We start from the raw sequence: 18561 nt of genomic DNA, 5'->3' as shown, positions 1-18561 counted from the left end.
GAACAATCCTTAAAACCTGACATTTAAATCGAAAGCGAGGGAGATATTCCGCTCACGTTTACCGTCATAGGGGCGTTTATCCCAAACCAGCATCACCCCGCCATCTACGACGTTGTTCCATTTGAGCCGTTGTCCATATCCCACCTGAACGATAGCGCCAACGTCTTCACCTTGCTGCCAGTAGCCACCCACTCCGGCTATGCCTTGCTGGGTCCACACGGTGTCATAATGGCGGTAAAGAACCTGTTCCGCGCTCAGGCCTGGCACAACGGAAAAATCACTCTTAGGGTTGTAATACGGCACATTCTCTTTAGTGTTAGTGCTCCCACCGATACCCGGGGTAAAGTCCAGCGTAAAGCGCGGCGTGGTCCACATGCGCTCTTTTCCGCTCAGCCCATATTCGATGCGATCGTTACCATCCGAGAAATGTGATGCGGCAAACGACAATTGATATTCACGTCGTTCGTTTTGATACCAGCGAACAAACAAATCGCCGCTGTTGGCATACACGCCGCTACGCAGCGCGCGCAGTGGCGTGTTGCGCGAAAGACGCTCGGCCGAACCGCCCACGCGCCAGTTATCGTTGAAATCATGCCAGGCGGAAAGACGACCGCCTATTTTCTGCCCATCGCCATAGTTTCGGCCAGACACTTCCATTTCGGCCCAGTAATCACGGGAAGTCCATTCCGCACCAGCCGCCAGATCGCGGCTAATCCCTTTCCCTTCCTCAAACTCGCCGGTCGCGAAGTTGAATCCGGTAAACAGTCGCCAGTTGTCATTAATTGGCGGGCTGTAAATGGCCGTGTTGATGTTGAAATCATTCTTACCGCTGACCGGGCTATCGGACGAGATCCCCTGCGTGCCGCTAATACGTACTTCCGACATTTTATGCACATCACGCATGCGTGCGAGGCGCAGCGTCGCTTCATCATCCGGACTGCGAGCAATAACGTCATCCGTCAGTTCATCGGCCTGCTTCCACTCCTGGAGATCCAGCGCCACATAGGCCTGCTGACGCTCCAGTTCCAGGTTACTGGGCTCAATCACTTCCGCCAGTTTAAGCTCTTTCTCCGCCGCATGCGGCAGTCCACGGGCTTCAAGAACAGAAGCATAGGATATGCGCAGCCCTTGGTTACCCGAGCCTGTTCGCGCCAGATGCTCTGCGAGTTTTTCTGCCTCCGGCAGTTCATTGGCAGCGATATGATATTGCGTCTGCAGCGACTGTCCCAGCAGCCAGTTATCGTTTGGCTGCGGCGTTGGCGAACCATAGATGCGTCGCAGATATGGGCTGTCTTTAATTAACGCATCGACCTGTTTTTTAGCTGCATCAAAGTTTTCATTATCGATGTGCGCGTAGAACAGATCCTGTTGATCCTCAGGACCGAGCGGCGTAACCGGAATCGGTCCGTTCGGATAGTAGATGCTCATCAGCATCGCTTCGGTTTTTTCCGGCTGCCGTTCGCTTAACCATGCCGATGCTACCCAGCGTTTTGCGTAGTTTGGCACCTCGCCGCTCGCAGACAGCGATTCGTATTCACTAATCACTTCAGAAGTGCGTTTACGGACCAGCAAGGCGCCCATGCGGTCAATTCTGGCCCGACGGACATCATTCTGCGCAGAAGGCTCATCTTTCCAGGCAGTCAGCAACTGGTCATAACGGGCCAGCGCTTTATCAGCCACGATAAAACGCTCTTCTTCATTACGCGCAGAGGTATAAGAGGAACGTACCATTTCAGCCGCCGCATCAAGCTCAAGGCGACGCTTCACAGGATCAGCAGTTGGTACCACCTCTGCCATATTTAAGGCGGGCCCGGAAACGCGGTTTGCTGACAGCGCAGACAGTAATGTGGATTTTGCATTTTTGTTGCCTGGATCGACGTCATCCGCCTGGCTGGCAACTAACAATGCATCCCAGTTTTTTCCCTGCGAATGGTAGACATAGGCAAGTAGCGCATCAGAATCAGCCCCGGGATGCGCCTGCGCCCATTTATTCGCTTCAGTAAGGGCTTGCTGATTGTAGCGAGCATCCGCCAACGTCATTATCCAGCCGGTACGTACATCTACGTTATCAGGCTCTTCCTGTAAAACGCTTTCCCAGATGGCTAAAGAATCATTCCAGTTCTTCTGGTTGCGATATGCTCGTGCAGCGGCGACTTTGCCCCGGGCAGGTACATTCATCTGTCCACGATACTGCTGCCAGATTTCAATTGTGGTTTTATCGTTGTTATCGACCCAACTGGAAACTTGCAGCCAGTCGGCAACCTGATTTGGCGTTAGCGCGCTTTTCTTTCCCTGATTCTCAAGGAAACGTAATAGCGGTGCGCTATTACCTCCCCGCGCTTCAATAACCAAAGCGTCATAATCTGATACCGCTGCAAAGATTGGCATCGGGAAAAGAATGCTTGCCGTAAATAAACAGCTTACAGACTTAAAACGTTTAATGAAGTTGGCATGTCGACGCATACTTAACATATCTGCCCTTATATCTTACATCATAGTGAAAATAAGCGTTTTCAATAAGTTACAGTCAATCCCTGACGGTTGCCGACCATGTAAGACGCACTGCCGCTTATTTCGTAATAGGGTTATGAAGCAATTAATTCTTTCGTCTTATTGACTACCTGTGCCTCGTCCTCTAATCATTGGAAAGAAGGCATAAACTCGAGAATTTTATCACTCAGCGTAGTTCGTGGCTATGTAATAAGATAATGCTTAGGCAAAAAAAGGATTTTAGACTAAGTTATTCTAATACTCTTGGGATTGAATTCTGGATTTAGATTAATTTCCCGTGGAGAAGTCATGTGACGATGTTAACTATTGCCGGATGACATAACTACCCTCTGTAACTGTTCGCATGGTAACTATTTGGTATGAATAGAGAAAGTTCTGATAACAAGTGTTCAGATAACAAGATAAGCACTATAACGTATTTTTAGGTTGCAGGCAGTGTTGATGAAATAAAATTAAGGGTACAGCCGCAATAATAATTAGGTACAGTGATAATATCATGATATTAAAGTACTTTATTAATTTATGATTGAACGTTAGTATTTTTCCATCCGCCAATGTCGGTGTGGGAAATTATCAGTTTTCCTATTTAATATTTTTATTTATCACCCTGGCTTGCTATCGTCAGCATCAGCCACAATCAATTCTTTACCCTTACAATTAACAAGCCTAATTTCATTATGAACAGCTGATTGAAGCATAACTTTTTGCGCTTACCTTCCCTTCAGACTTTCAGGTAATCTGAAAAAAGACGCCAATGGGAGCTGGTCTAATGAAAATCGTTAATGCAGAAGAAAAACACATCCCCGCCATACGCGATATCTATGCACACCACGTTATTCACGGTACTGGCAGCTTTGAAACCACCCCACCGAATACCCACGAAATGCTGGCTCGTCTGGAAAAAATTCATAGTCTGGGGCTGCCCTGGGTTGTCGCCCTGCAGGAAGACAAGGTCATCGGATATTGTTATCTCACTCGTTATCGTGAACGCTACGCTTACCGCTATACCCTCGAAGATTCGATTTACATTGACCCGGCGGCACAGCGTCAAGGGGCGGGAAGTGCGTTACTGCGCCATGTTATTGACTGGGCCGAAACGCACGGCTATCGACAATTAATTGCCATGGTCGGCGACAGCAATAATCAGGGATCGTTAAAAGTTCATCAGCAGGTCGGATTTACAGAAATAGGCACGCTGAAAGACGTTGGCTTCAAGCATGGTCGCTGGCTGGATACAGTTTTGCTGCAACGCGCTCTGGGGGAAGGGAACAGTACACTACCAGCGGATGTCGATGCTGCTATTTAACTTTTCTAAGGGATGACTTCAGGAAAAGGAAATCTGGAGCGGGCGAAGGGCTGAGAGCAAGCCACGTACTTTATTGTTTACGAATACGTCACAATAGTGATGTGGTCGGGTGGCGGCTACGCTTGACCCGACCTACAGTTTTAGCCTTTCCAGGCAAAATAAGGCGTAGCCGCCACCGGGCGATTAAGACTGCAGCATACCGTGCTGTATCAGGAACCCCCACCAGGGAATACCGACGAGCATGTGAAGCACAAACGTGCACAATGCCACGATAGTACCGATTGTCCACCACGACTTAATGTCATTATACCCTGCGGCAAAGATAATCGGCCCCGCCGCGCCACCATAGTGAGTGATGCAACCGCCGTAGGAGTTGGAAAATAGGATGGCAAGTGCCAGCAAAACAGGTGCCGTTCCGGTGACCAGACCTACAGTGGCAAAGACCGGTACCATTGCTGCGACGTATGCCCCGCCGGAAGCAAAGAAATAGCGCACCAGCACGCTGAGAAACACAATAATCACAATAGTCATATTCCCGGCACTGAGAAAATCCAGATGTGCTGACATGAAATCGGCCAGCCAGCGGAAAAATCCCTCCTTGCTCAGGGTTGCGCTCAGACCAATGATGCCCCCGTACCACATCAGGGTATTCCAGCCACCTTTATTTTTCTGGACATCACTCCAGCCAATAATATTAAACAGCAGTGCCGCTCCCATTGCGATAATGGCGACCGCAGATTCATTGAGTCCAAGTTTACGTGAGAAGATCCAGCCCAATAATGCAGCGACAAAAATGACCACCAGCCCTTTCTCTTTGAGGCTCATTGCCCCAAGACTTTGAAGTCCGTTGGTCGCAATAGCGACATTATCAATTTTTTTAATTTCCGGGGAAGCAACCCGGTAGCAGATATAGGGAATGATACACAGCATCAATAACCCCAACGGTGCTGCCGCCAGCATCCAGCCGATCCAGCTAATATGAATATGGAAGATATCTGAAATGAGCTGTAGCGCTAACGCGTTACCGGCAAAGCCCGTTAAAAACATATAGCTGGTCGTTTTCGTGACCATATAGACGTTGACCATTAAATAACGGCCAGCTTTGCTGGGTGACTCTTTTGGCGTTGAGCCCAATACTGTCGCGATGCTGTTAATAATAGGGAAAACCACCCCACCTGCCCGCGCGGTATTTGAGGGCGTCGCAGGCGCTAACACCAAATCCAGCAAGGCGGTAACATACCCCAGTCTCAGCGTCGTACTGCCAAATTTAAGAATAAACCAGTATGCAAGCCGTTTCCCGAGCCCGGTAGTGACAAATGCCGCACTCAGCGTAAAGGCGCTAAACACCAGCCAGGTGGTGCCTGACGCGTACCCGCTCAGCACATCCAGTGATTTGACGGGTGAATCCGGAAATTTTGTCACGGTAAAACAGGTTAACGCAACCGCAACCAGCATAATAACGGGTTCAGGATAGGGTTTAATAACCAGCCCAACGATAGCGGATAAATATATTCCTGCCAGTATCCACGCCTCTTTGGTTAATCCATCAGGCGGAGGAATAAATATTGATAATAATATTATCACGGCAAGCAAGATTGTTTTTAAAATATTCGATTTAAGCATATCTCACCCATGAGAAAAGGGTCCCTGAATAGCAGAGGCCGCTCCGCAGAGGAGCCTCCACACACTAAATACATTTATTAAACAAATGATAAATATTACAGATTCACAACCTTGATATTATCGCCTTCCGTGATTTGATATTCACTTAAGGTATCAAAACTGAGATAGCGATAGATATCCTCATGTGCGTCATAAAGCTTATCGGTATAGCTAAAATATTCTTCAACGGTGGGCATTTTACCCAACATGGCCGCGACGGTGCTTAATTCTGCGGAGGCAAGAAATACTTTAGCATTCGTTCCCAGACGATTCGGGAAATTTCGCGTCGAGGTCGATACCACGTTACTCCCTTCGCGAACCCTCGCCTGGTTCCCCATGCACAGGGAACAGCCCGCAGGCTCGATTCTCGCCCCTGATTTAATAAACTGACTAAAATAGCCTTCACGGGAGAGTTGTTGGGCATCCATTTTAGTCGGCGGCGCCAGCCACAAGCGCGCCTGGTTTTCGCTGCCATCGGCCATGATTTTACCCGCAGCGCGGAAATGACCAATGTTTGTCATGCAGGAACCAATGAAGACCTCTTCAATGGGCATGCTGGCAACCTCAGTAAGTAACCGGGCATCGTCCGGATCGTTCGGGGCACAGACTACCGGTTCGGTGATTTCATTAAGATCAATATCAATGACAGCAGCATATTCCGCGTCAGGATCGGCAGACAGCAGCGACGGGCTAGCCAGCCATGCCTCCATCTCAGCAATACGGCGTTCAAGCGTGGCGGCGTTCTCATAACCCTGCTTAACCATCCAGCGCAGCAGGGCCGCATTGGAGCGCAAATATTGCGCGACATTGTCTTCCGCCAGACGCATAACGCAGGCCGCAGCGGAGCGCTCGGCAGAGGCATCAGCCAGTTCAAACGCCTGCTCTGCACTCAACATTTCCAACCCTTCAATTTCGAGGATCCGGCCCGAGAAAATATTGCGCTTATTCTTTTTCTCGACCGTTAACAGCCCCTGCTTTTTGGCATACAGCGGAATGGCATGCACCAGATCGCGCAGGGTGATCCCTTTCTGCATCTCGCCCTTAAAGCGCACCAGTACTGATTCAGGCATATCCAGCGGCATAATGCCCGTCGCGGCGGCGAACGCTACCAGCCCGGAACCACCAGGGAAAGAGATCCCCAGCGGGAAGCGAGTATGGGAGTCAGCGCCTGTACCAACCGTGTCCGGCAGCAGCATGCGGTTAAGCCATGAGTGGATAATGCCGTCGCCCGGTTTCAGCGCAACCCCGTTACGGCTGGTGATAAACTGCGGCAGGGTTTCATGGAGTTGAACATCTACTGGCTTAGGATATGCAGAGGTGTGGCAGAACGACTGCATCACCAGATCGGCTGAAAACGTGAGACATGCGAGGTCGGTTAGCTCGTCACGCGTCATCCCGCCGGTGGTGTCCTGAGAACCCACGGTCGCTATCTTCGGCTCGCAATACTGTCCAGGTCGGATCCCTGCGACGCCGCAGGCTTTACCCACCATTTTTTGTGCAAGCGTAAAACCTTTCGCGGAAGGCGCAACTAACGCGGGCTTGCGGAATACCTCGGAAGGCGCCAGCTTCAGGGATTCACGCGCTTTCGCCGTCAGGCTGCGTCCGATAATCAGCGGGATACGCCCGCCGGCGCGCACTTCGTCCAGTAGCACCTCGGTTTTCAGGGTAAAGGTTGTCACCAGCCGCTGGCTTTCTGTTTCACGAATTTCGCCCTTGTAGGGGTAAAGATCGATCAGCATTCCGGTCGTCAGCGCAGAGACATCCATCTCTACCGGCAAGGCACCGGAATCTTCCAGGGTGTTGAAGAAAATAGGGGCAATCTTGCCGCCAAATACAAACCCGCCGTTACGTTTATTCGGCACGTACGGAATATCGTTCCCGATGTGCCACAGGATGGAGTTGGTAGCGGATTTACGTGATGATCCGGTCCCCACGACGTCCCCCACGTACACCAGCGGCCAGCCGCCCTCTTTTAGCGCTGCCAACTGACGGACAGGACCACGCACGCCGGGTTCATCAGGCACAACCCCTTCCCTGACGTTACTGAGCATGGAGAGCGCGTGCAGCGGAATATCCGGGCGTGACCACGCCTCCGGCGCAGGAGACAAATCGTCGGTATTGGTCTCACCGGGAACCTTAAACACCTTCAGGGTGATTTTTTCAGCCATGGCCGGACGGCGGGTAAACCATTCGGCATTCGCCCAGGACTGCAGCACCTCTTGTGCCTGGACGTTACCGCTCAGTGCTTTGGCCTCAACCAGGCTGAATTTTTCGAAGATCAGGATCGTAGAAGAAAGCTGCTGCGCGGCCAGCGGTGCCAGATCGGGATGTTCAAGAAGATCGATCAGTGGCTGGACGTTATAGCCGCCCTGCATGGAGCCCAGCAGCGCCGTTGCTGCTTCGGGAGTAAGCCCGTCAACACGGTATTCCTGCAACGCCACCTTAAATAAAAACTCGGCTTTTAACTTTGCCGCAGGATCGACACCCGGTGGTACGCTATGGGTCAATAAATGAATTAATTCCGGATGATGTACGGGTGCATCATTGATTAAACGTTGAATCAGTGCATCAGTTTGTTGCGCTGTTAAGGGTTTCGCCGGAATACCCGATTCAGCACGCGCATGCTGGTGCTGATTATAATCATCTAACATAGGTTCTCCTGTTAAAGCTAAAGTTGTTCACAAAATTCTGTTAAGCGTTCGAGTCCGTACGGCCATTCGCCAAAGCCAGACTCGGCATTAATATGTCCCGCCTCCCCGATATCGATTAAATGCCCCTCCCAGCAAGCCGCCCAGAATTGCGCGCGCGAAAAAGGCATCAGGGGATCATTTCTGCTGGCAAACATCAGGCAGGGAACGGGTAAAGACGCGGGTTGAATGGCCTCTTCAAGGCCGAAAAACGCGGGTTCTGCCGGTGCGACCATAACGACCCCGGCGACGTTTACCCGGCGCGTTTGCAGTAACCTGCACGATGCCAGCGCGCCAAAACTATGGCCGACGAGAATGGCGGGCAGCGGAGAAAGCGCCAGCTCGCGGGTAATGGCGGAAACCCAGTTTTCAATATCAGGTTCTAGCCAGTTTTTTTGCTGAATCCGCCTCCAGAAAGGAAAACGTCGCCCCCAGCAGCTTTGCCAGTGATATTCATCGCTGTCTCTCAGACCCGGCACCAGAATAAGGGTATAAACGTTTCTGAGCTGCTGCAGGCGTTGTTCAATCATGACGTTTTCCTGTTACGCTATTCGCGATTATTCGGCTGGAAATTGCGACAATAACCATCCAACGGCGATAAGATCTGCGCTACCGCCAGGGCTTAAATTCCGTTTGATAAATTCCGCGTCCATTCTGAATAACGCCTTGACTAATTTATCCGCCGTGAGACGCTGTATTTTTAATAATCGTCTGGCGTAGCGTCTGGCGTAATTCAGCCCTGCGGTCCCTCCCCGAGAAACCAGATTGGTATCCGGATTTGCCGCCATCAGGCCCAGCAACATCCTCAGTAACGCCACCTCTTCGGATTCTCCCTGACGTAACGCGGTTTGCAGATGCGGAAGACCTGACTGGCGTACAGTGATGAAACCACTGGCGGCTTCCCCTCTTGCCCCGGTGAACCCGTATGCCTGAAACTGCTGCTCTCCCTTCGTTTTTGCGATACCGCTATTTTTCAATTCCTGCTCGACAATGCCGGTACAGATAAGGCTGGTCTCGTGGCACAGGCTGCGTTGCGTGAGCGCGTCATGCCTTTGGGTAAGACGACCCGCCGCAGCACACAGCAGCCCCAGCGAGAAGATCCCCCCTTTATGAGTGTTCACCCCGCCGGTGGCGGTAAACATCGCCTGCTCACAGGCCAGGCCAGTCGGCCTTAGCGCCCGCAGCGTTTGTGGGCCAGCAAGATAAGCAGTCTCTCTGCCTGTGTTGAAAAAGAGTGGCAGCCAGGGGGCAATCGCCGCGATACTGGTTATGAACAGTGCGAAATTCATATCGCTATGCGCCCCGCTGTTTACGCGATCCACCAGACCCGGTTTCGGGGTTAAATTAATTTCCCGGTACAGGGCCTCGACAGCCAGCTCAGCAAAGGAGCGCTGCACGTCTGGTTCGTTAAATCTGGCAAGCGAAGTAGTCATCGGTTAACTCCTCGATCACGCGCGTTAGCTCGGCCTGCGAATGACGTCGCGAACGGGAACAAACATGAGCAGGTTCATGACAGATAAAGCATCTCCGCATCGGCTGCTGGATGGCATTTCTTTTCAGCAGCCCCTTTTTCGGACAAAACACGTCGATATCCCACAGACGTCCCAAAGGATGGTTATCTTCCAGATGCGCCGTGACGTGTTTAATCATCCACGCGGGAGCCGCGACCGACCAGAGCGCTTCCGGCCCGGTGACCGGATGCAACGCCTGATGCCGACAAACCTTCCACTGATGTGTGTGGAACAGCTCTCCGAGAGCCTGATTCGCAACGGCCATCACGCGCCTGGCCAGCGCGGTGTCCTTCACCTCGCCCGGCCAGACCAGCGTGACGGAAACCACGGTATGATCCGACTGAAACAGCCACGCCTGCTGCCGACGGGCTCGTTGCACCCGGGAAGCCAGAACCTGTTCCAGAGAGACATTTGCATTCGAGGCTTTATCCGTCATGGGACTTACTCCTTCACCTGGCGAACCACATCAATCACACTGCCGTCGCGGTAGCGCACCACACCGACAATGCGGTCAGTAAATTCAACCGCCTTAGGCTTGCCCGAGATCAGCAGTGCCTGTTGATACAAGGCTTCGATGTCGACGACGGGCAGTCCGGCGTTGATCAGACGTTCGCGGATTTCCGGGCGCGCCGGATTAACGGCAATACCGTGGTCGGTAACCAGAACGTCAATACTTTCACCCGGCGTTACCAGCGTAGTGACCTGCCTGACGACGGTAGGAATGCGGCTGCGGATCAGCGGGGCAACGACAATTGTGAGATTTGCCGCAGCCGCGACGTCGCAGTGTCCACCCGACGCGCCGCGCATTACGCCGTCGGAGCCGGTCAGGACATTGACGTTAAACTGGGTGTCTACTTCCAGTGCGCTGAGGATGACCACATCCACCCTGTCGCAGCAGGCGGCTTTCGCGGCCGGGTTCGCATAGACGTTAGTGGAGATTTCCACATGGTCGGGATTGACCGCCATGGAGGCTGCCGCCGCACCGTCAAAGCTTTGCGTATCGAGGATCTTTTCAATTAACCCTTTCTGATGCAGATCGACAATGCTGCCGGTGATTCCGCCCAGTGCGAACCGGGCAACAATATTGTGCTTGCGCATCCGGGTTTCCATAAAACGCGTACACGCCGTTGACGCCGCACCTGAGCCGGTCTGAATGGAAAATCCGTTGCGGAAATAACCTGAGTGTTCGATCACGTCGGCGGCAGAACGGGCGATCATCAGCTCACGTGGATTACTGGTGACCCTGGCGGCGCCTACGCTGATTTTTGCCGGGTCGCCGACGCTCTCAATCTGCACAATATAGTCAACCTGATCCTGAACGATACTGGCTGGCAAGTTGGGGAAAGGCTTCAGGGTTTCGGTGAGCAACACCACTTTTTTGGCATATTTTGCATCGACCATGGCGTAACCGAGGGAGCCGCACTGCGATTTGCCGCCGTTGCCGCTGGCATTGCCATATTCATCGCAGCAGGAAACCGCCAGAAACGCAACGTCAATGGCAATTTCGCCCTTCTGAATCAAATTCACCCGCCCACCGTGGGAATGGATTTGTACCGGCTCGTCCATCAGACCGTGCGAAATTGCATCCGCCAGATCACCACGCATCCCGGAGGTATAGATTTTGCCGATCACGCCATTACGAATGTGTTCAATAAGCGGGGTATTGCATGACATTAACGAGCTGGACGCGAGCGTGATCCCTTTCAGGCCGCGCTGAGCCAGCTTATCCATCACGTAATTGATGACCTTATCCCCTTCGCGGAAGGCGTGATGAAAGGAGACGGTCATACCGTCATGCAGATCGCAGCGGGCCAGAACATCGTCCACACTGGCAAAAAGTTTGCGCTGGTACTTTTGCTGATGATCAGCAAGATAAGGCGTCGTCGCGTTCGCGCCGCTGAATGCGACGTACTCACGACGGGAGTCTGGAATGTGGTGCAGAGTTTCAGTTAGGTTTTTCATTATTCATCCTGTCGCTTGTAATGGGGGATTACTGACGAATGCCGGAAGCATTTTTGCGTTCGATAACCACGCGGGCATGGTTGATAATCGGCGCATCAATCATTTTGCCGTTCAGCGAAATCACCCCGAGTCCGTTGCGTTCCCCTTCCTCTGCAGCTGCAATCACGCGCTGTGCGTAATCCACCTCTTCCTGGGTTGGCGCGTAGGCGTTATGCAGAATTTCAATTTGTCGCGGATTAATCAGCGATTTTCCGTTGAAGCCCATCCGTCGAATCAGATCCACTTCCTTCAGGAAACCGGCTTCATCATTCACATCGGCGTACACCACATCGAAAGCGTCAATACCCGCCCCGCGCGCGGCATGTAATACGGCACAGCGGGCGTAAAACAGCTCAGTCCCGTCGCCTCGCTCAGTTTGCATATCCATCACATAGTCAAAGGCGGCCAGCGCAATCCCCATTAAACGGTCAGACGATTTCGCAATGGCGACTGCATTAATAACGCCAACGGCAGATTCGATCGCTGCCATTAATTTCGTTGAGCCGACAGGGCGCCCGCAATTTTCTTCAATGCGAACAATTTCGCGTTCAAGCTGGTGGATATCTTCCGGAGAGTCGGTTTTCGGTAAACGAATAACATCAACGCCCGCCCTGACGGCGGCTTCCAGATCTTTTAATCCAAAAGGTGTATTCAGCGGATTAATTCTGACAACGGTTTCAATATCTTTGTACATCGGGTTTTGCAGGGCATGAAATACCAGCAGGCGGGCGCTGTCTTTTTCTTTTAGCGCTACGGCATCTTCCAGATCAAACATAATGGAGTCCGGTTTATAAATATATGCCGTAGAAAGCATGGCGGCACTTGAACCGGGAATAAATAACATACTGCGACGTAACTTTTTCATTATAACTTTTCCCATGCAATATCTTCCCGAGCCGAACCTCTGAGCAGAGCAGCCTGTATACGGGCACGGATCACGCAATCCAGCGCGCCTTTATCATCAATAATGATCTGCCCTTGCTCGATGTTGAACGCAGCCAGGGTTTCATTCACAACTTCGGTAATTCGGTCGCCGAACTGCTTATACACTTCGCTGTGAATGACCACATCCAGCCCGCTCTCGACGGGACTGACCTTCACCATAAGGTCACTGGACTCCAGCGTTCCCGCCATCGCGGCTTGTACAATTTTCATATCAGTTTTCCTGTGATAATGCGGTTAAACCGCTGCCGACAACGATTCGGATAAACGAGGCTGATGCTGTCCCCCGTTATTCAGAAACGCGCGCGTGGTGGCAGGCACCATACGACTGGCGGCAGCAATTTGGTTTTCTTTTAATAAACGACGAACGGCTGAAGCAGAGACCGGCACATCATTACCATCCGTTCTTCGTTCTATTTCGTGTACGTGAATACAGGCCGCTGTGCTCGTTGCATTTTCCAGCCAGTGATGCATCGCTCGGTTATATTCTGCGGTTAACTGACAGAATGGCTCCGTCCCCACAAAACGATGAGTGATATTCAGCGCAGGTGCGATGTAATTTCTGAACAGCATAAGATCAATTGCCGCGTAGACTTTATCTATCACCTGCTTATCTTTCAGGAAATAGCCTGGAAAGGTCCCGCGCGAAATAATATAGGCAGACCCCGGATGAACAGTGACATTTTTCAGATGCCGCGATCCGTCCCTGACCATCGCAAACCGTTCTTTAAACGAAAAAGCGGAGACATCTTCCTGAACCACGAAAACATGGAGCCAGTCGCACTGGCTTGCCGCATGCTCAATAAGATATTGATGGCCCAGCGTGAATGGATTCGCGTTCATCACGATCGCGCCAATATTTTTCCCCGGCACGAAATGGTGGCTACGCAACTGGCTGCAGTAACGATGAATACCAACCGGCGTATTCTCCATTAATGCCGCACAGTTATTGACGGTGACAAGCGGATAGAATCCGCATCCGCGAAACGACTTCACATTATCCGGACAGGTAAAAAGAAAGAGCTGATGTTCGCCGTTTTGTGCCGCCAGAAGTTCGGCCTCATGAATTAACGTCAGGATTAACGACGAGCCACGCCACCCGGAATCCACTGCGATGCATTTTAAGGTGTTACCCGCAATACCGGTGCAGCCAATAATCTGACGCTGGTAGAGTGCAACAATAAATTGCGAGATATCGTCATCAATGCCTAAACCGTTGCGTGCCAGGAAGCGGGCAACCTCCTCTCTGGCCTGAGCATTACCGGCTTTTATAACCTCAAATTCTGGCGTTCTGGCGGTGTACATCGTCTCTCTCCTGACCGTCTAAACAAGCAACGCTTCTTGCTGCGGTTGGGCTTCCACAATGGTATTAATCAGACGACCAATATTTTCGATTTCAACTTCAACCCGATCGCCATCGTGCATAAATAACGGAGGATTGCGTTTTTTACCGACGCCGCCAGGCGAACCCGTAATAATGACGTCACCGGCGCTGAGGGAGGTGAATGTGCTGATATAGGCGATAAGATCTGCCACTTTGTGGATCATGCTACCAGTGGAGTCGTTCTGAACCAGCATGCCATTCAGCCAGGTATGGATGGTCAACGCATGAGGATCGGGTATCTCATCCGCTGTAGTCATATAGGGGCCAAAAGCGCCGGTTTGCTTCCAGTTTTTACCGGCGGTAAACCACGCGTGCTGCCAGTCACGAACGGAGCCATCCATATAGCAGCTGTATCCCGCGACATGATTGAGCGCATTATTTACATCAATTCGGGTGCCCGGTTTACCAATGATGACGGCCAGCTCGCCCTCATAATCGAATTCTCTCGACAACTCAGGTTTAAGCACAGGTTGGGCATGACCGGTTTGTGAATCAGGAAAACGGATAAACAGCGTCGGGGCATTATTCGTCTCGGCAAACTCTTTTCTTTTTTCAGCGTAATTCATCCCAACGCAGAAAATTTTTCCTGGCTCTTCGATAACGGGCAAAAAGGTAATATCTTCAAGCGTAATATCCACAGGGCAATCGTTGTATTGCCTTGCGACGTCAACAGCATCCCATTGAAGAAGGTCTTTCAACGTCGCATATTGATGGCCGATTTTATTACCCAAATCGATAACGCCGAATTCTGTATAAATCCCGTAGCTTTTACGGCCCTGATGAATATAACTTGCTAATTTCATGATGATACCCGATTGATATACATACCTTTTTTTTTGTTTACGCCCTGAGGCGTGAACAAATTGCCAAACTTTTTATTCTGCGGACTGAGCGGGCACCAGTACCGGTTTTGGACCGGATGCCAGATACGTTGCCACGACAACGCCAATGGCAAGCAATACCAGAATCAACCCGGTCATCCCCATCCAGCCCAGTGAATGGAAAACAAAACCGTTGATAAAACCAATCACCGAACCGCCCATGTAGTAAAAGAATAAATAGAGTGCAACGGCCTGGCCTCTTGCATGCGTTGCATTTTTACTTACCCAGCTCAAACCAATAGAGTGACAGCCGAAGAAACAGCCGGTAAAAATCACCGCGCCAACAATAAAGGTGATGACATTCGACGTCAGCGTCAGCAGCATGCCTAAGGCCATGATCAGAAAAAGCACACGCAATACTTTCATCGCGCCATATTTCGCACTTAAACGACCAGCCTGCGGAGCCGTAAAGAAACTCAGGGCGAAGCTAAAGGAGAGCAGACCTGCGTTTGCCGGTGAAATATGGAACGGCTCGCCTTTCAGGAAGAAGGCCAGATAGTTATAAAGCGAGGTAAATGCGCCGAAAATAATGAAGCTGATAACAAAAGCCAGCGCCAGATTTTTGTTTTTGAAATGCGATGCAGCCCCTTTCACCATACGCGTAATGTTAAGGTTTTGCGTTGGGGTGAAGTTTTTAGATTCAGGCAGTAAAAACTTAACCAGAATGGCAACCACAATCAAGCTGGCCGCAAAACCGTAAAAGATGGCATTTATTGAAACGTGATCAATAAGTTGGCTGGCAACAATACGACCGGACATGCCGCCCATGGAGTTACCGAAGACAAAATATCCCGTTACGATACCTGCCGCCACCGGGGCGACTTCTTCACTGATGTAGGCAGTGGCCGCCGCAGCGATACCACTCAGCGCCAGACCAATTACCGCACGTAGCGCCACCAGCATCGCCCAGGATTCCATCAGCGGACAGAGCAGCGTAAGAATACCGCCTAACAGGAGGGAGACAACAATTAACCGTTTTCTGCCATAATGATCGGATAACGTCCCGGTAAACAGTAATCCAATAGCCAGCAAGGCCGTTTCTGCTGATAAGATAATACTCACCTGGCTGACAGGAACATTATATTCCACAGCAAGCGTCGGAAGCAGTGGCTGAATAAAAAACAGAGAAGCAAGCTCTGCAAGCCCGGATAATGCCAGGGCCAGAATCACGCGAATATGCGCTCCGGCTTTTACAGAATCTGAAGCTTTCAGGGTATTGTTAGCATGAGTTAACGCCATAATAACCTCGGTATTATTGTTAAGGTACAGAGTGTAATTTTTTAAGGCAGATGTTTTTTATTTAAATTTTATTTACGCAACTTCAGTGAGCATTTTTTCCGGTACACATACGGCACCCTCAAACAACTTGCGTGAAGTACGTATCACTGCGGCACGGGTTTTTTCGATATTGTTACCTTCCTTCAATAAGGACACGGATATTTTTCCACTTGGGTGTTCAATATCGATGATATTAGTGAATAGCCCCTTTGGACGATCGGCGACAATTTTTGCCGCGACGGAGCCTTCAATCAGCGTTGCGGTCGAAATACCAATCGATCCGGTAATCGCCAGTGATTTATGGCATGTGTGCGGCATGAAATACCGTACCTGAATCGTTCCGCCGTTACGCGCCGGGCTGAGAAGAACCGGTTTAGGGATCACCTTGTTTGTCACATCCCCTAAGCCCATAGCTGCGCCAGCCTGACGACGCAGACTTTCCAGCTTTTCTTTAAATGCCTTATCGCCATCTAATTCTGCAGGAGATTCCCCTCCTGTTTTCCCCAAAGCTGAAGCGTCAATCAATACCATCGGCATCGCCATATCTATACAGGTGACTTCAATACCGTCGAAGACGTTTGTCGCACTGTCCGTCGGCAACAATTTCCCAGTTTTAGAACCCGCAGAGTTCAGGAAAGTTAAGCCTATGGGCGCGGCGGTCCCCGGGACTCCATCAATCTGGGTATCGCCTTCGTACACCACCCGATAATCAGGCGTTTGCACTTCTGCATCGACCAGCGTTCCGGTATTGAGATTGCGGATCCGCACCGTCGTTACCGGGCTTTGCGCCTTCACCAGCCCCTTTTCAATAGCAAAGGGACCGACCGCACAGAGCATATTGCCGCAGTTAGGCGTGGTATCGACACGACGTTCATTCACCATCACCTGTGCAAACAGGTAATCCACATCCGCGTCAGGACTTTCTGAAGTGCTAACTATCGCTACCTTACTGGTTTGCGGACTTCCACCGCCAATACCGTCAATTTCGAGTTCATGGCCTGCCCCCATCAAACTGAGTAAAACTGCGTCACGCGCTTCTGTTTCCGCAGGCAGGTCGCTGGCCAGAATCACCGGCCCTTTTGACGTACCGCCACGCATTAATACGCAAGGGATCTTTAACATATGTTTATCTCACTTCGCTTTTGTCAGGAACGCTATAAGGTTTTCACACTCCGGTTGATAACTCTAATGCCAAAAAAAGCATGATTAATACGTTTTGCACATTAATAGCCCGTGCGTTATGGTGGTTATATAAAAGCGAGAATGGGATACAGCTATGCCGCATGAACTACAGGGGATACAAGCGTTTGTAAAAATTGCAGAAATCGGATGCTTTACAAAAGCATCCCAATTTTTTCACATTTCACAACCTGCTTTAACACGCAGAATTCAGAAACTGGAAGATAGCCTGGGAACCACGCTGTTTGAACGCTCTACGCGCAGCGTTAAGCTCACGACAGTAGGAAGAGAATTTTTACCTAAGGCTAAGAATTTAATAGATTTTTATGAAAGTTCCATCCTCAGTATTAAAGAGATGGCGACACATCAGGCAGGTGTTATTACGGTTTCCTGTATCCCTACTGCCGCGTTCTATTTTCTGCCTTCAGTGATACGAGATTACAACAATGACTACCCAAACATCCGAATCCGCATACTGGAGCACAGCGCCAGCGATTGCCTGGAAGCAGTATTAAATGGCGACGCAGATTTCGGTATAAATATGATAAACGTCACACATCCAAATATCGATTTTGCGCCGCTGGTGAACGAACCCTTCGTTCTGGCATGCCGACGCGACAATGAGCTGGCAAATAAATCGCTGGTAACCTGGGACGATCTGGCCGGTATGAAGCTGATTGGGGTAAGACGCTCCAGCGGAAACCGATCGCTGATCGATCAGGCTTTCGAGAAAATGGCCTGGAAACCTAACTGGTTTTATGAAGTGCGTCATCTTTCGACGTCACTAGGGATGGTGGAAGCGGGTCTCGGTGTGTCTGTCGTTCCCAGTCTGGCGATGCCGGCCGATGAACATCACATCCTTGTTAGTCGTCCACTGATAGAACCCGTCATACGCCGTACGCTTGGCCTGGTAAAACGCAGTGAAACAACCCTTAGTCCTGCGGCGGAAAAATTCCGCCAGCTGATATTACATCTGTGGTCAGGCGAAAATAGCAGCCCCTGGATCAACAAGTTTACTCAGCTGTAACCCCCCGTTGGGCAACGAGTGAATGACCGATGAGAACTCTCCCACAGCATCAGCAGAGGAAGTCAACGCATTGATTTTCGGTAATAAAATGAATTGTCGCAGGTGGAAATCAGGCAGACCAGAGGGAAACATCAAGGGAAGTAACTTTGGAGCGGGCGAAGGGAATCGAAAAGGCTTGCTCTAAGCACCGGA

Annotated in this window: 15 protein-coding genes; 2 read left to right on the top strand and 13 right to left on the bottom strand. The window is 50.8% G+C overall.

Annotated features, from left to right (window positions below):
- Nucleotides 1-9 precede the first annotated feature (9 nt).
- On the bottom strand, nt 10-2472 hold the full coding sequence (gene pgaA / locus M4I31_RS04345; RefSeq protein WP_085048778.1) for a poly-beta-1,6 N-acetyl-D-glucosamine export porin PgaA: 2463 nt from the start codon (nt 2470-2472) through the stop codon (nt 10-12).
- An 808-nt stretch (nt 2473-3280) separates the two neighbouring features.
- On the opposite strand from pgaA, the gene M4I31_RS04340 reads away from it, so the two are divergent.
- The gene (locus M4I31_RS04340; protein WP_085048777.1) at nt 3281-3817 is read left to right on the top strand and encodes a GNAT family N-acetyltransferase; all 537 of its coding nucleotides are present in this window, start codon (nt 3281-3283) and stop codon (nt 3815-3817) included.
- Nucleotides 3818-4000: 183 nt separating this feature from the next.
- Here M4I31_RS04340 and M4I31_RS04335 read toward each other — a convergent pair whose 3' ends face one another.
- From M4I31_RS04335 to M4I31_RS04280, 12 genes are all read right to left on the bottom strand, one after another.
- On the bottom strand, nt 4001-5440 hold the full coding sequence (locus M4I31_RS04335) for an anion permease (protein ID WP_038633412.1): 1440 nt from the start codon (nt 5438-5440) through the stop codon (nt 4001-4003).
- Nucleotides 5441-5535: 95 nt separating this feature from the next.
- A complete protein-coding gene (acnB, locus tag M4I31_RS04330) occupies nt 5536-8130 on the bottom strand; it encodes a bifunctional aconitate hydratase 2/2-methylisocitrate dehydratase (RefSeq protein WP_085048776.1) in 2595 nt (864 codons plus the stop codon).
- Nucleotides 8131-8147: 17 nt separating this feature from the next.
- Nucleotides 8148-8696, bottom strand: a complete 549-nt coding sequence (locus M4I31_RS04325) for an alpha/beta hydrolase (protein WP_038633418.1) — start codon at nt 8694-8696, stop codon at nt 8148-8150.
- A 27-nt stretch (nt 8697-8723) separates the two neighbouring features.
- Nucleotides 8724-9599, bottom strand: coding sequence for a triphosphoribosyl-dephospho-CoA synthase CitG (citG, locus tag M4I31_RS04320; RefSeq protein WP_085048775.1), 876 nt, complete (start codon nt 9597-9599; stop codon nt 8724-8726).
- A complete protein-coding gene (gene citX, locus M4I31_RS04315) occupies nt 9574-10113 on the bottom strand; it encodes a citrate lyase holo-[acyl-carrier protein] synthase (RefSeq protein WP_085048774.1) in 540 nt (179 codons plus the stop codon). The genes citG and citX overlap by 26 nt, the downstream gene beginning before the upstream one ends.
- A 5-nt stretch (nt 10114-10118) precedes the next feature.
- Nucleotides 10119-11639 carry a citrate lyase subunit alpha gene (gene citF, locus M4I31_RS04310; protein WP_038633427.1) on the bottom strand — a complete coding sequence of 507 codons (1521 nt, stop codon included), beginning with the start codon at nt 11637-11639 and terminating at the stop codon, nt 10119-10121.
- Between the two features lie 28 nt (nt 11640-11667).
- Nucleotides 11668-12543 carry a citrate (pro-3S)-lyase subunit beta gene (citE, locus tag M4I31_RS04305; protein WP_038633430.1) on the bottom strand — a complete coding sequence of 292 codons (876 nt, stop codon included), beginning with the start codon at nt 12541-12543 and terminating at the stop codon, nt 11668-11670.
- Nucleotides 12543-12833 (bottom strand): citrate lyase acyl carrier protein, encoded by a 291-nt coding sequence (citD, locus tag M4I31_RS04300; protein ID WP_038633433.1) that lies wholly within the window; start codon nt 12831-12833, stop codon nt 12543-12545. The genes citE and citD overlap by 1 nt, the downstream gene beginning before the upstream one ends.
- A 24-nt stretch (nt 12834-12857) precedes the next feature.
- Nucleotides 12858-13925, bottom strand: a complete 1068-nt coding sequence (gene citC, locus M4I31_RS04295) for a [citrate (pro-3S)-lyase] ligase (RefSeq protein ID WP_069324825.1) — start codon at nt 13923-13925, stop codon at nt 12858-12860.
- An 18-nt stretch (nt 13926-13943) separates the two neighbouring features.
- Nucleotides 13944-14807, bottom strand: coding sequence for a fumarylacetoacetate hydrolase family protein (locus tag M4I31_RS04290; RefSeq protein ID WP_038633441.1), 864 nt, complete (start codon nt 14805-14807; stop codon nt 13944-13946).
- A gap of 72 nt (nt 14808-14879) precedes the next feature.
- Nucleotides 14880-16124 carry an MFS transporter gene (locus tag M4I31_RS04285; RefSeq protein WP_085048773.1) on the bottom strand — a complete coding sequence of 415 codons (1245 nt, stop codon included), beginning with the start codon at nt 16122-16124 and terminating at the stop codon, nt 14880-14882.
- Between the two features lie 72 nt (nt 16125-16196).
- Nucleotides 16197-17285 carry a 4-oxalomesaconate tautomerase gene (locus tag M4I31_RS04280; protein WP_038633446.1) on the bottom strand — a complete coding sequence of 363 codons (1089 nt, stop codon included), beginning with the start codon at nt 17283-17285 and terminating at the stop codon, nt 16197-16199.
- A 154-nt stretch (nt 17286-17439) separates the two neighbouring features.
- On the opposite strand from M4I31_RS04280, the gene M4I31_RS04275 reads away from it, so the two are divergent.
- Nucleotides 17440-18369, top strand: a complete 930-nt coding sequence (locus M4I31_RS04275) for a LysR family transcriptional regulator (protein WP_085048772.1) — start codon at nt 17440-17442, stop codon at nt 18367-18369.
- The last annotated feature ends 192 nt before the right edge of the window (nt 18370-18561 follow it).

This window comes from Citrobacter sp. XT1-2-2, from assembly GCF_023516235.1.
Taxonomy (GTDB): Bacteria; Pseudomonadota; Gammaproteobacteria; order Enterobacterales; family Enterobacteriaceae; genus Citrobacter; species Citrobacter werkmanii.
Note: the sequence above shows the minus strand (reverse complement) of the source record. Positions and strands in the feature narration are given on the sequence as shown.